A 12,567-nucleotide genomic window follows, 5' to 3' on the forward strand; every position below is an offset into this window, starting at 1 on the left:
ATGGGCACGACCGCACCTGTGGACCTGAAGGATATCTGCATCCGTTTCGGCAGTATCCGGGTTCTCGAAAACCTAAATCTAACGATTGCGCCGGGGGAATTCCTGGTGCTGCTCGGCCCGTCGGGCTGCGGCAAATCCACCTTGTTGAATGCGATTGCCGGATTGTTGGAAGTCGCCGAGGGCGAAATCCATATTGGCGGGCGCAATGTAACGTGGGACGAGCCGAAGGATCGCGGCATCGCGATGGTCTTCCAAAGCTATGCGCTGTACCCGCGCATGAGCGTGCGCAAGAACATGTCCTTCGGTCTTGAAGTCGCGGGCACGCCGAAAGCGGAGATTGAAACCCGCGTGCAGGCCGCCGCTCAAATGCTGAAGCTAACGCCGCTGCTCGACCGCCGCCCGGCAGAGCTTTCTGGCGGTCAGCGTCAGCGCGTCGCCATCGGCCGGGCGCTGGTGCGGCAGGCGGGGGTTTATCTGTTCGACGAGCCGTTATCGAACCTCGATGCGCAGTTGCGCGCCGAACTGCGGGTGGAAATCAAACGCCTGCACGCCCGTCTGGGCGCGACGATGATCTACGTCACCCACGATCAGATCGAAGCGCTGACCCTGGCCGACCGGATCGCCGTCATGCAGGGCGGCGTGATCCAGCAGCTTGATACGCCGATGAAAATCTACCGCGAGCCGGTGAACCGCTTCGTCGCGTCGTTCGTCGGGTCGCCAGCGATGAACTTCCTGCCGGGGCGGATCGAAAGCGACGGCGCGTTCCAGTTTACCCACGAAGGGCAGTGCCCGTTGACCGGCTATCGCTGGCGCACGCCGGGCTTTGCCGGCGCCGCGACGCTGGGCATTCGGCCCGAACATATCCTGGCGGGGGCGGAGGCGGGACCGTCCGCCCTGACCGCGAAGGTCGAGATGGTGGAGCCGATGGGGTCCGACTCGCTCGTCTGGTGCCGTCTGCCCAATGGGGCGCCGCTGGCCCTGCGCCAAGGCGCCGAAACGTCGCTGATCCCGGGCGATCCGCTGCCGGTGGCTTTCCCCGGCGATGCCCTTTCCCTGTTTGACGATTCGACCGGCGTGCGCCTGTAAGCGCCGCTTTAAGGAGATAGACCGTGGCTATGATCGATGCCCTCTCGTTTCAGCTCTATTCCGCCCGCACGCTGACGCCGCTGGCGGCGCAGTTCGACCTCTTGTCGGGGCTGGGCTATAAGTTTGTCGAACCCTTCGGCGGGTTGTTCAGCGATATTCCCGAACTCAAGCGTTTGCTAGCTCAGCATGGGATGCGCGCCCCCTCGGCCCATGTCGGGTTGGATCGTTTGCGGGCCGATGCTAAAGCGGCCGTTGCCTTGTGCCGGGAAATTGGCGCCGACCTGCTGATTGCCCCCGCCCCGCCGCCGGGCGAGCGTGAGGGCGGCGAGGCGCATTGGCGTGCCCTGGGCCGCGAGCTGAAAACCATCGGCGATATCGTGATGGGCGAGGGGTTGAAGTTCGCCTGGCACAATCACCATTGGGAATATGGCACCACGGCGGATGGCACCACCTTCCTCGACTGCCTATTCCAAGAAGCGCCCAATATGCTGTGGGAAGCCGATCTGGCCTGGGTCGTGCGCGGCAACGGCGATCCGGTCGCGGAAATCCAAAAACACGCCCATCGGCTTGCCGCCGTGCATATCAAGGATATCGCCCCGGCGGGTGAGTGCGTCGATGAAGACGGCTGGGCCGATCCGGGCCACGGTGTGATGAACTGGGGCGCCATCCGCCCGGCGCTCGCCGCCGCCGGGGTGACGCTCTTTGTTGCCGAACACGATAAACCGTCCGACGTGGCGCGTTTCGCCCGCCGCGCCCGCGAAACCGTTGCGTCCTGGTCGTAAGGAGGGATGGCATGAGCACGCTCGGCGTCGGCCTGATCGGCTGCGGTAACATCTCCACCATCTATCTCCAGAATATGGCGTCTTTCCACGGGCTCACGCTGGTTGCCTGCGCCGATATGCGGGCGGAGGCGGCGGAAGCCCAGGCGAAACTCTTCAATATCGAAGCCCTTAGCATCGATGCGCTGCTGGCACGGCCGGATATCCACATCGTCGTCAATCTGACGACGCCCAATGCGCATTTCCCCGTCAGTCTGGCGGCCTTAAAGGCGGGGAAGCACGTCTTCGGGGAAAAACCGATCACGGTGAATGCCGAGGACGCCGCGACCCTGGTGGCGGAAGCGACCGCGCGCGGCCTAAAGATCGGCTGCGCGCCGGATACGTTCCTCGGCGGCGGCGGGCAGACGGCGCGGGCGCTGGTCGATTCGGGCGCGGTCGGCACTATCCTCTCCGGCACCTGTCATCTGATGTCGCACGGGATGGAGCATTGGCACCCGGACCCGACCTTCTTCTTCAAGCCGGGCGGCGGTCCGATCCTCGATATGGCGCCCTATTATCTCGCGGCACTAATCAACCTGATCGGTCCGGTCGCGAGTGTGCAGGCCCGGGCTTCCACTGGGTTTGCCGAACGTATAGTAACGGCAGCGGGGCCGATGACCGGCAAGGCGATCACGGTCGAAACGCCGACCACGGTGATGGCGCTGCTGCATTTCGAAAGCGGGGCGGACATTCAGTTCACCATGAGTTGGGACGTGTGGAAGCACAGCCATCCGCCGATCGAACTGTATGGCACCAAGGGGTCACTGCGCGTGCCCGATCCCAATTTCTTCGGTGGCGCGGTCGAATATACCGAGGCCGGGGGCGATTGGATCACGGTGGACACCGACACGAAACCCTTCGGCAAGCCCAATTGGCGGTCGCCGAACTGGGCGCCGACCATGCCGTCGCGGGCGAACTACCGCTGTCTGGGGATTGCGGAACTTGCAAGCTCGGTGCTGCACGGCACGCCGCAACGGGCCTCCGGCGCGTTGGCCGCCCATGCGCTCGAAGCGATGCAGGCGATGCTGACGGCGGGGCAGACCGGCGAGACCTTGCATCTCACGTCCCGCCTGGATCGGCCCGCCCCCCTGACTGCTGCCGAGGCCGCCGCCCTATGGGCCGGTCCGGCTTTCTAAGGAAATCTTCATGGCAAGTCTCATAAAAGGCCCCGGTATTTTCTTGGCGCAATTCGCGGGCGATGCGGCCCCCTTTAACTCCTGGGAGGCGATCACCCGATGGGCCGGGTCGCTGGGGTATAAGGGCGTGCAAGTGCCGACCTGGGACAAACGACTGTTCGACCTCGAAACCGCCGCGACCTCCGACACCTATTGTCAGGAAATCCTGGGGGTGGCGCAGGCCAATGGCGTAACGATTACCGAACTGTCCACCCATCTTCAGGGGCAGTTGGTGGCCGTGCATCCGGCGTATGACGAAGCCTTCGATGCTTTCGCGCCGGAAGCCTTGCGCGGCAAGCCCGCCGAGCGGCAGCGCTGGGCGGTGGAGCAAGTGCGGCTTGCCGCACAGGCCTCGCGCCGTCTTGGTCTCGATTCGACCGTCTCCTTTCCCGGCGCGCTCGCCTGGCCCTATCTCTACCCGTGGCCGCAGCGCCCGGCGGGGTTGATCGAAACGGCGTTCGGTGAGTTGGCGAAGCGCTGGCGCCCGATCCTCGACGCTTACGCCGAGGTCGGGGTTGATGTCTGCTACGAAATCCACCCCGGCGAAGATGTCTTCGACGGCGCCAGTTTTGAAATGTTCCTAGAGGCTGTCGATAATCACCCGCGCGTGATGATCAACTACGATCCGTCACATTTCGTGCTGATGCAGCTCGATTACCTCGCCTTCATCGATATTTACCACGAGCGGATCGGCGCCTTTCATGTGAAGGATGCCGAGTTCAACCCGACCGGGCGGCAGGGCGTTTATTCCGGCTATCAATCCTGGGTCAATCGGGCCGGGCGCTTCCGCTCCCTGGGCGATGGGCAGGTCGATTTCACCGGCATCTTCTCCAAACTCGCGGCCTATGGTTACGACCGGTGGGCCGTTCTGGAATGGGAATGCTGCCTGAAACACCCGGAAGTGGGGGCGGCCGAAGGCGCGCCCTTCATCGATAAGCACATCATCCGCGTCACCGAAAAAGCCTTCGATGATTTTGCCGGCGGCAAGACCGATCCGGCGCAAATCCAGCGCATGCTGGGCATCGCATAGGGGAGAGCACCGATGGTTTCTGCACGGGCGGATGCCGCCACCCGGCCCCTGCGGTTAGGGATGGTCGGCGGCGGCGAAGGGGCGTTCATCGGGGCGGTCCACCGGATGGCCGCCCGCCTCGATGGGCAGTTCGAGCTGGTGGCCGGGGCGCTCTCGTCCACGCCGGAAAAGGCCCTGCGCTCGGCGGCGGCGCTGGGGCTTGATCCGGCGCGCAGCTACCCGGATTTTATGGCCATGGCGCGGCGGGAAGCGCGGCTGAAGGAGGGGATCGAGGCGGTGGCCATCGTCACCCCCAATCATCAGCATGTTCCGGCGGCGCTGGCGTTCTTGAAGGCGGGCATCGCGGTGATTTGCGATAAGCCGCTGGCCAATAGTTTGGCGGAAGCACGCCGCTTGGTGCGGGCGGCAGACGCGGCGGGCAGCCTTGTCTGCGTGACCTATAATTACTCCGGCTATCCGATGGTGCGGCAGGCGCGGGCGATGGTCGCCGACGGTCTCTTAGGCGATCTCCGCGTTGTGCAGGTCGAATATCCCCAGGATTGGTTGACCGAACCGCTGGAGGCCACTGGCCAGAAGCAGGCCGATTGGCGCACCGATCCGGCGCGGGCGGGGGCGGGGGGCTGCATCGGCGATATCGGCACCCATGCGTTTCAGCTTGCCGAATTCGTCAGCGGTCTGTCGGTGCAGCAGGTGGCGGCAGACCTCAGCTCCTGCGTCGCTGGGCGGCGGGTCGATGATAATGCCCATATTCTGCTGCGCTTTGCGGGCGGGGCGCGCGGCATGCTGTGGGCCAGCCAAGTGGCGCCGGGGAACGAGAATGGCCTGAAGCTGCGCGTCTACGGCAGCAAAGGCGGGCTGGAATGGCGGCAGGAGCATCCGAACCAACTGCTTTGGTCGCCCTTCGGGCAGCCGCCACAGGTGCTGGCGCGCGGCGGGCCGGGCCTGTCCCCAGCGGCAACGCGCGTTACCCGCATCCCCAGCGGTCACCCGGAAGGCTATCTGGAAGCCTTTGCCACGCTTTATAGCGAGGTGGCGCGTGCAATCCGGGCGCGGGCGGCGGGGGAGGTCTGCCCGCCGGAGGTACTGTTCCCAACCCTGCACGATGGCTGGCGCGGGATGGCGTTCATCGATGCAGCGGTTCGTTCCGCCGCCGCGAATGCCCGCTGGGTGACGCTGGCGTCGTCGCCCTCTGCCGCATCGTGAGGGCGGATTAGCGCTGGCGGATAAGATCTTCCAGCCGCTGCCGGTCGAAGATTTGCAGTTCCAGGCTGCGGCGGCGGATCAGGCCGGACCGCATCAAACTGCCGAGGGCGGTGGCAACCACCTCCTCCGTCGTGCCGGCCCACCCCGCGACTTCCTTGTGGGAGGGGGCGGGGTTGATTGTCCACTGGCCGGAGCCGCTGGGGTCGGGCGCGGCAAGATGCAGCAGCGCGAAATAAACCCGCTGCCCCGGGGCGAGATTGGAAAGGGCGGCGATACGGCTATCGGCATCGCGGATGATCCGCGAAAACCGCCGCAACAACCGAAGGGCTACCTGCGGGCCTTGGCTTAGCAGGGCGATGAAGGCATCGGGGGGGGCAGACCAGTACAGCGCTCTCTTGAAGCGCCGTGGCCGAGCCGGTCCGGCCGCCGCCGTCGATGGCGGCGAGTTCCCCCACGACATCCCCTGCGCCCAAATCGGCCAAAGGCACCGGCGACGTTTCATCACGACTATAGATGCGCAGGCTGCCCGCCAGAATGAAAAACACCGTGTTCGACATATCGCTTGCGGCGAAAAGCTGTTCGCCCGCGCGCACCTGCCGAACCGTGCCCTGGTCGATCAGCCGATCCAGTAGGTCGGACGGCACACCGTCGAGCAGCGGCGTTTGGCAAAGGGCAGCGCGGAGGTCGAGGGTCATGGGCTTGCTCCTAATCGGCATCGGGGCGCGCAAGGCCGGAAAACGGCAAAAAATCGCAAAGACGGGCGGGCGGCAGACGGTTGTGCCGGGGAATGCCTGGCAGCCAGTGCAGGAAGAAAAAGTGGTGCTCCACCCCGCCGATGGTGACACACAGGCCAATCCGCGCCGCAGGCCGGGCGGCGGGCGGGGCGCGATAGTCGAGCGTCAGCGCATCGGCCGGTAACGTCGGCAGGCTGCGGCGCGCGGCGGCCAAGGCTTGCGGCAGCGCTTCCACGGGCTCGCGCTGTGATCCGCTACACTGGGGGATCGGGGTCAGGGTGCAGTCTTGATGTTCCCCCGGCGCCAAGGCCCCATCGATCCGGGCGGCAGTCATCACCGTCAGGGCGCGGTCGGCGGCGTCGATCAGCCGGGCCTTGTGCAGCAGCCAAAGGCCGATATCGAGCCCGCCCAGGATGACCAGTAGGAAGATCGGCAGGGCCAAAGCGGTTTCGACCGCCGTGGCTCCGCGCTGCCCCAAGCAGCGGTTAGGGATGCGCATTGGGGCTTCTTTCGACAGCGGAAAACCGAAGCCAGAACGGCCCGTCGAGCAGACGTTCGAGAAAGGGCGTGAGCGGGCGATACCCAAGCTCGGCCTGGATCGTTACCCAGCGGTGCCCGCCGTCAAGACGCTCCGTCAGGCGCAGGTGAACGGCCTCGGGATCATCGGCTAGGGCAGGAACCTGGGCCAGAGCCAAGCTAGGGCCGGGCAAAACGGCTTGCCCAGCGGCAAACCGGGCGATAGCGCGGGTGGCCTGCTCCCCCTCCGCCCGCAGCAGGGTGGCGCGCGCAAGGTCGGCGCCCGCCAGCAGGGTCAGCAGCAAGACCGGCAGCATCAGGGCCAGTTCGACGGCGGCGGTCCCTTGGCGTCCGATCATCGTAGCAAGCGGCCTTGGGCGTAGACGGCGGGTTCCCCTGCAACGGCCCGCCCGATAATTTCGGCGCGCAGCCCATCGCGCTCTGGGGCTTCCGTCACGAACAGGCGCAGCCAGCGCCGCAGGGCTACCGCCGCGCCCGTCCCGCAGTCGGCCAATCCAATCGTCAGCACCCGGCTCGCGGGGGTCGTCGGTCCCGCTAAAGTATCCGGCAGGGGCAAAAAGGGCCGTTGCAGCGGGCGCGGGGCGATGAGATCCATCCCCGGGTCGAGGACCGGGGGCGGCGGATAGAGCGTTTCGCGCCCGCGCATGGCAAAGCTCTGGCCCCACTCATAAAGATAGGTCTGATAGCGCGTCGCCCCCGCTAGCCCCCCGGGGACCGACTGGCCGCGGCTGATGCGCCAATAATACTCCCGGTCCCAATAACCGTTGCCCAGCCCATCATTACCCTGGCGGCCCAGATCGCGCGGGTAGCGGGTCACGCGCGGATGTGCCCCCGATTGCGCCCAGACCTGCGGGCCGCCGAAGCGCGCGCCAAGGGCGGCGGTGAGACTGTCGGCGGGTAACGGTTGGATAGTGCCCCGGGTGTTCGCGCAGAAATTCCCGTTGGGCTGGGCCAGGCGGGCGATGATCCGGTCGGGCGAGCAGGCGTCCCCCGGGGAGCAGAGCCCCCGCAATCCCCCGCTGGCGGTGAGCAAGAGCTGCCGCCCCACGGCGCTCGGATCGCTTAGCGCCTCGGCGGTATCCGGTGCGGTGCAGAGCGCCAGGGGGGCGGCGTGGCAGACGAGCGTATCATTGACCGCAAGGGCGGTCGGGCGCAGGGCGAAAGCGCCGTCGCGCGCGTCCGGCGTCCGTTGCACCAGATCGACCAACCGCGCGGCAAAGGAGGCGACGGGGGCCGTCGTCACAGCAACGCGCACCCCGTTAGCGTCGCGGGCGTCGCGCGTCGGGCGCCCATCGCGGTCTGACCACTCCCATTGGTCGAGGGGGACCGAATCGCCTGCCACGTCTTCCTCCAGCCGGGCCTGAGTGCGCATGGCGACCAGGGCACGCTCCAGCGCGTCGGGACGCTGATCAAGCTCCGCCGCGCCGACCAAGGCAACCGCCTCGGCGATCCCCTGCCAGCGGATGCGCACCGCCAGCCCGCGCCCATAATCGATGACCAGCAGCAGCAGGATCAGCAGCAGCGGCAGCAGCAGGGCCCCCATGATGGCGAGACACCCCGGCGGCACGTCAGGGCGGCGCGCGTTAAGGCGATCAACGCCTACTCCTCGTGCGGGGCCGGGGTGGGGCGGCGCAAAGCGTCACCCGGGGCCTCGGCAGCGGGGGGCGTTTCGTTCGGGCGCAGCGCCTCGCAGGCGGTGATCAGGCTGCGCAAATTCCGAAATCCGGGGACGGTCGGCAGGGCGACCAACACCACTTCGTCCGCAAAGCGCAGCGCCTCGCGCACGGCCGGGGTCCAGGCGTGCGGCAGATCAAGGATAATGTCGGATGCCAGAAAGCGCGCCGCCGTCAATAGTCGGCGCACCCCGTCCGGCGCCAGCAGCGGTTCGGTGGTCTTCAGGCTCGGCACCCCCGGCGAAGATGCGCAGCCCTTGCGCCGAATGCAGCAGTTTTGCCAGCAAGGCGGGGTCGAGTTCCGGCGTTTCCAGCAGGTAGGGCTTAATCGTATCCCGGGCCGGCACATCGGTTAGCAGGTCTTGGCTGCCGAAGGTCCAATCGAGGTCCATCAGCAGCGGCGCCGGTTGTTGCATGCGCCGCCGGGCATAGGCCAGCTCGAGCGCAACGGTCGATGCCCCCGCCCCGCCGGACGCGCCAAGAACGGCGGTGACCTTGCCATTGCCTGCCGCATCGTTGCGCAGCAGCCCGGCGACGATCAGGCTGCTGCCGCTCGCCATTTCCACCATGGTTTCGACGCGCCGCACCGACAGGCCGGGGATGCGCAATTGGCCGACCGTTTGGGCGCCTTCCTCGCTGAGCGAGCTTACTTCGGTCGCCATCTTCAGGCTGATGCGGCCCGAACTGATGACGACCGGCGTGAAGTTCAGCCCGACGCCGAAGGGCTTGAACTCGACGATAGAATTGCCCTGCAAATCGCGGGATATCGGCACGGGAAACTCGCCGCCCGCCAGGAAATTGGCGGCTTCGCCGGAGATTGCCGTCAGATTGGGTTCGGCAAGCGTGCGGACCAGCCCTTCGTCCTCCAGCGCGTCGAAGGCGCTGCTGTTGATGGAAAAGCTCAACTCACCGAAACTACCGTTGGCGGGGCGCCCGCCAGACAGGCGGATGTTGCCGCCCTCGACCGCCAGCGACTTGATGCCGAGTTGTTTGGCGACGGAGCGGCGCATTTCCGCAACGCGCACGCGCAGCAGAATCTGATCGCCACCCGCGACTTTGAGCAGATTGACGAGGCCCTTTTCGTCTTTGACGTAGAGCTTCGCCAGCCGTTCGGCCATGCTGGCGGCGGAGGCGGAGAGGACGTTCCCGGTCAGGAACAGCTTATCGCCCGCCGCCTGCACGTTAATGTCGGCATCGGGTAGGGCCTGACGCAGGGCGGTTTTTAGCCCGGCAACATCCGCCTCGACTCGGATGGCGATATCGGCCACCTGATTGCCCGCACTATCGATAAAAATGGCGTTGGTCGCGCCAATCTTCGCCCCGGAGATATAATACACACGCGGTGTATTGGCGACGATTTCGGCGACATCGGGGGAGCCGACGAACACATCGCGGGCGTCGCGCGGCAGGGTGATCACCCGGCCTTGCCCAAGCGGCAGGACATAGTCCCGGTCCGCCGCCGCCGCCGCCGCGAAGGTACAGAAGGTGAGAAGGGCGCAGAGCAGCAGGCGCATCACGGGGTGATCCTGACGGATTCTTTGGTAAGGCCGCGAAACACGGCGATGGTTTTCTCGGGCGTCTCCGGCCCTGGGGGCGGCGCGGCGACCGGCGGGTCCGGTGGCGGGACGGGGGCCGGGGGTGGGGGCGGTGGATCGATGGCGCCGACCGGACGCAGGCTGAGCGCCAGCGTGCCGCGCACCCCGGCCTGAACGAGATCGCGGGCCTGATCTTCCCGAACCTCGAGCGTCGCCGTGCGCACAGTGCCCCCCAGTGATGCGCCGTCGGCCGCGATCACTTGATTGATCGCCAGCACGCGCAGGTCGCGCACCAGCACCTGACTGGTCGCCGTCGGGCCGCGCGTTTCGTGCGGGGTGAACAGCACGTCCACCCGGTCGCACGGCAGAGCGAAACCACCAACCCCGCCGACATCATTGACGGCGATGGTAACGGCGCGACTGTCCTTACTCAGCATGGCCGCCAGGGTTCCGCCTTCCGGTCGGTCGATCTTGGCGCGATAGACCGGTTCGCCGGCGGTGAGCCGCGCCAGGGCCACCCAATCCTGCCAGTCGGTGAGCGGGGCGGCCGGCGTTGGGCGTTGGATATGGGCCTCGGTCAGCGCCGTGATCGGCCACGCGCTCCAGCGCAGGCGCTGGGCGTCGAGCCGGTCGCCCGGGTGCAGATCGGCAGCCGCCGTTAGAATATCCACGGTCGGCCCCCGGCTGCCGCTTCCGGCGCTGCGCACGGCGATCATCCCCGCCAAAAGGGCGAAGCCGATCGCAAGACTAACGAACAGCAGGCGCATCTTACCCCTCCGTCCGGGGGAGGACGCAGACGGCCCAGGCGGCCGCGATGGCGAGGCTATAGGGCAGCGGGGATGGCTCGGTTGAGCGCGAAAGGCCGCGTTTCACCAGCACCGCGAGGGCCAGAACCGCCCCGGCCAAGGCCATGATCAGCAGAAACTCAAGGCTTTGGCGCGGCGATACCCATAAAAGGCATACGGCGATCAGCTTGACATCGCCGCCGCCCAGCCAACCGCGGGCGAAGAGAAGCAAGGCCGCGATAAACCCGATCAGCCCAACGCCGAGGTGGAACGCCCCTTCCTGCCACGAGAGGGCGAGGCCGAGCGCACTCAGCCCGGCGCCGAGCAGCACAAGGGCATGGACCGGATCGGGGATGATATAGCGCCTAACGTCGCTGACCATCGCCCAGAGCAGGCCGCATCCCCCCAAAAGCAGGCCGAGTGCGTGCAGCATGGCGGTTATTTCAACGCCTGGGCGATCTTACGAAAGGTTTCGGCCAAGGCATGGCCGACCAGCGAAACGCCGGTGATGATGGCGAAGGTGATGGCGGTAGCGCCACGACGGTCTTGGCGCAGGCGACCCAACAGGGTAGCAACAGCGGTGAGCATCGGAGAAAGCCTCGATCATATCGGGTCTTGTCATATCGGGTAGCAACACGACGGAACTGCTTGATCCGATTGAACATCCGATCGATGCGGTTTCGATCCTTGCAGGTTCTGAAGTCGCAGACGGGCTGGGCTTTCCGGTTTATCTTCGGCGGGATGACCGGCCTGATCCCTTGGAATGGGCGGCGACAATCACGCCGACGTCTTCTTCGAAATGGGGTTCATGTATGCGACCGGTCGCTGCTGCGCCGTTGATTTCATCGCCGCCATCAAGGTCTCCGACCGGGCTGCAGCACTGCGCGGTGACCTTGCCCAGACGATAAGCAAGGCCGAACTCGCCGCTGCACTACGCGCCGCCCGCGAATGGATGACGATGCACTGATGAGTGATACAAGCTCGGACGCAATTAGAGCTGTGGGCTGTCCTGTTTTCCCAGCCACATTTCGATCACAGACGGATTGACGACGTATTCAGGCACCCGCCACTCTGCCACCGCGAGAAGGTTGTCGCAAAATGCCTCCCGCAGGCGCATCTGCGACTCGACCGTATGTCCCACCATGTGTGGGGTGAGGATGGCGTTCGGAAGGTCGCGCAGCGGACTATCCTCTTTCAACGGCTCCGGGTCGAACACATCGAGGGCAAGGCGCATAGTCGGCCGCTCTGCGGCGAGCGTGGCGAGTGTATCGTCGGGGATGATGCCGCCCCGCGTGATGTTGACAAACACTACGTCCGGTTTCATCCGGCGCAACGCGTCAAGATCCAGCATTCCTCGTGATTCAGGAGTGAGTGCAGCCGCCATGATAACGACATCGCTTGTCGCGAGCACTTCATCGAGGCTCTGGGAGGTGACGTAGGCGGGCATCGATCGCGGCGTGCGCACCGAAGCGACGAGCCTCACGCCCCATACAGACAGCCGTTCCGCGATAGCCTGTCCAATTTTGCCAAAGCCTATCAGGCCAACTGTCTTTCCCATGAGCATGCGCGCACGGACCTGCGAGGGACGCGGCAGGTTTTCGCGAAGGTAGCGCTCCGTGCCATGAAGGTCATAGAGCGAAGCCAGGGTGAAGAGAACTGCGGCCTCGGCCATGCTGACGGTGTTTTCCGCAATCTGGCCATTCGCCACGAGGATGCCGTTTTCCGTCGCGGTCGAAACATCGAACCCTTCGACCCCTGTGAACGGAGAAACCAGTGCGCGCAGACGCGGCATCCTGGCAAATAGCTCCCGGTCGGCTGCAAAGCTTGAGGTCGCGCCAAGGATTTCCAAAGACTGCAGTGCATCAACGGCGGCAAGCAGTTCCTCGCGCGTGACGAACCGTGCCACACCATGGCCACGCCGTTGCAACGCTTCATGGGCTGGATTGAAGAACCGATCAAAGGACGACGTTCCCACCAAAGCAATAGTCAAG

Annotated in this window: 17 protein-coding genes and 1 pseudogene; 6 read left to right on the forward strand and 12 right to left on the reverse strand. The window is 65.7% G+C overall.

The annotated features are described in order from the left end of the window. Genes CHR90_RS12175 through CHR90_RS12195 form a run of 5 tightly spaced genes read left to right on the forward strand, consistent with a single transcriptional unit; the run spans position 1 to position 5,312 of the window. Positions 1-1,086, forward strand: coding sequence for an ABC transporter ATP-binding protein (locus tag CHR90_RS12175; RefSeq protein WP_094409298.1), 1,086 nt, complete (start codon positions 1-3; stop codon positions 1,084-1,086). 29 nt (positions 1,087-1,115) lie between these two features. Further along, positions 1,116-1,868 (forward strand): sugar phosphate isomerase/epimerase family protein, encoded by a 753-nt coding sequence (locus CHR90_RS12180; RefSeq protein WP_094409299.1) that lies wholly within the window; start codon positions 1,116-1,118, stop codon positions 1,866-1,868. Between the two features lie 11 nt (positions 1,869-1,879). Then, positions 1,880-3,040, forward strand: a complete 1,161-nt coding sequence (locus tag CHR90_RS12185) for a Gfo/Idh/MocA family protein (RefSeq protein WP_094409300.1) — start codon at positions 1,880-1,882, stop codon at positions 3,038-3,040. A 10-nt stretch (positions 3,041-3,050) separates the two neighbouring features. Further along, the gene (locus tag CHR90_RS12190; protein WP_094409301.1) at positions 3,051-4,109 is read left to right on the forward strand and encodes a sugar phosphate isomerase/epimerase family protein; all 1,059 of its coding nucleotides are present in this window, start codon (positions 3,051-3,053) and stop codon (positions 4,107-4,109) included. A gap of 12 nt (positions 4,110-4,121) precedes the next feature. Then, entirely contained in the window at positions 4,122-5,312 is a 1,191-nt protein-coding gene (locus CHR90_RS12195; RefSeq protein ID WP_094409302.1) for a Gfo/Idh/MocA family protein, read from the forward strand. Between the two features lie 7 nt (positions 5,313-5,319). Here the strand turns inward: CHR90_RS12195 and CHR90_RS12200 are convergent, their stop codons facing one another. From CHR90_RS12200 to CHR90_RS19940, 11 genes and pseudogenes are all read right to left on the reverse strand, one after another. Next, positions 5,320-5,628 (reverse strand): helix-turn-helix domain-containing protein, encoded by a 309-nt coding sequence (locus CHR90_RS12200; protein WP_170941389.1) that lies wholly within the window; start codon positions 5,626-5,628, stop codon positions 5,320-5,322. Continuing rightward, positions 5,591-6,007 (reverse strand): Crp/Fnr family transcriptional regulator, encoded by a 417-nt coding sequence (locus CHR90_RS12205; RefSeq protein ID WP_170941390.1) that lies wholly within the window; start codon positions 6,005-6,007, stop codon positions 5,591-5,593. The genes CHR90_RS12200 and CHR90_RS12205 overlap by 38 nt, the downstream gene beginning before the upstream one ends. A 10-nt stretch (positions 6,008-6,017) precedes the next feature. After that, a complete protein-coding gene (locus CHR90_RS12210) occupies positions 6,018-6,545 on the reverse strand; it encodes a TadE/TadG family type IV pilus assembly protein (protein ID WP_094409305.1) in 528 nt (175 codons plus the stop codon). Beyond that, on the reverse strand, positions 6,532-6,921 hold the full coding sequence (locus CHR90_RS12215) for a TadE/TadG family type IV pilus assembly protein (RefSeq protein ID WP_094409306.1): 390 nt from the start codon (positions 6,919-6,921) through the stop codon (positions 6,532-6,534). The genes CHR90_RS12210 and CHR90_RS12215 overlap by 14 nt, the downstream gene beginning before the upstream one ends. Beyond that, a complete protein-coding gene (locus tag CHR90_RS12220) occupies positions 6,918-8,126 on the reverse strand; it encodes a pilus assembly protein TadG-related protein (protein ID WP_094409307.1) in 1,209 nt (402 codons plus the stop codon). Before CHR90_RS12220 ends, CHR90_RS12215 begins: the two co-directional genes overlap by 4 nt. Before the next feature lie 56 nt (positions 8,127-8,182). Next, positions 8,183-8,446, reverse strand: a complete 264-nt coding sequence (locus CHR90_RS12225) for a P-loop NTPase family protein (RefSeq protein ID WP_170941391.1) — start codon at positions 8,444-8,446, stop codon at positions 8,183-8,185. Continuing rightward, on the reverse strand, positions 8,394-9,770 hold the full coding sequence (locus CHR90_RS12230; protein ID WP_141210948.1) for a pilus assembly protein N-terminal domain-containing protein: 1,377 nt from the start codon (positions 9,768-9,770) through the stop codon (positions 8,394-8,396). The genes CHR90_RS12225 and CHR90_RS12230 overlap by 53 nt, the downstream gene beginning before the upstream one ends. Continuing rightward, a complete protein-coding gene (cpaB, locus tag CHR90_RS12235) occupies positions 9,770-10,558 on the reverse strand; it encodes a Flp pilus assembly protein CpaB (RefSeq protein WP_094409310.1) in 789 nt (262 codons plus the stop codon). Before cpaB ends, CHR90_RS12230 begins: the two co-directional genes overlap by 1 nt. Before the next feature lies 1 nt (position 10,559). Continuing rightward, positions 10,560-11,009 carry an A24 family peptidase gene (locus CHR90_RS12240; RefSeq protein ID WP_094409311.1) on the reverse strand — a complete coding sequence of 150 codons (450 nt, stop codon included), beginning with the start codon at positions 11,007-11,009 and terminating at the stop codon, positions 10,560-10,562. Between the two features lie 5 nt (positions 11,010-11,014). Further along, positions 11,015-11,164, reverse strand: coding sequence for a hypothetical protein (locus CHR90_RS19690; protein ID WP_170941392.1), 150 nt, complete (start codon positions 11,162-11,164; stop codon positions 11,015-11,017). 26 nt (positions 11,165-11,190) lie between these two features. Beyond that, positions 11,191-11,334: pseudogene (locus tag CHR90_RS19940) on the reverse strand (IS5/IS1182 family transposase); the annotation flags it as partial. Between the two features lie 5 nt (positions 11,335-11,339). Between CHR90_RS19940 and CHR90_RS12250 the strand changes: the two are divergent. Then, a complete protein-coding gene (locus CHR90_RS12250; protein ID WP_094409312.1) occupies positions 11,340-11,543 on the forward strand; it encodes a hypothetical protein in 204 nt (67 codons plus the stop codon). Between the two features lie 24 nt (positions 11,544-11,567). On the opposite strand, the gene CHR90_RS12255 is transcribed toward CHR90_RS12250, so the two are convergent. Beyond that, positions 11,568-12,566, reverse strand: a complete 999-nt coding sequence (locus CHR90_RS12255) for an NAD(P)-dependent oxidoreductase (RefSeq protein WP_170941393.1) — start codon at positions 12,564-12,566, stop codon at positions 11,568-11,570. Position 12,567 lies beyond the last annotated feature (1 nt).

The organism is Elstera cyanobacteriorum, assembly GCF_002251735.1.
GTDB classification, from domain to species: domain Bacteria; phylum Pseudomonadota; class Alphaproteobacteria; order Elsterales; family Elsteraceae; genus Elstera; species Elstera cyanobacteriorum.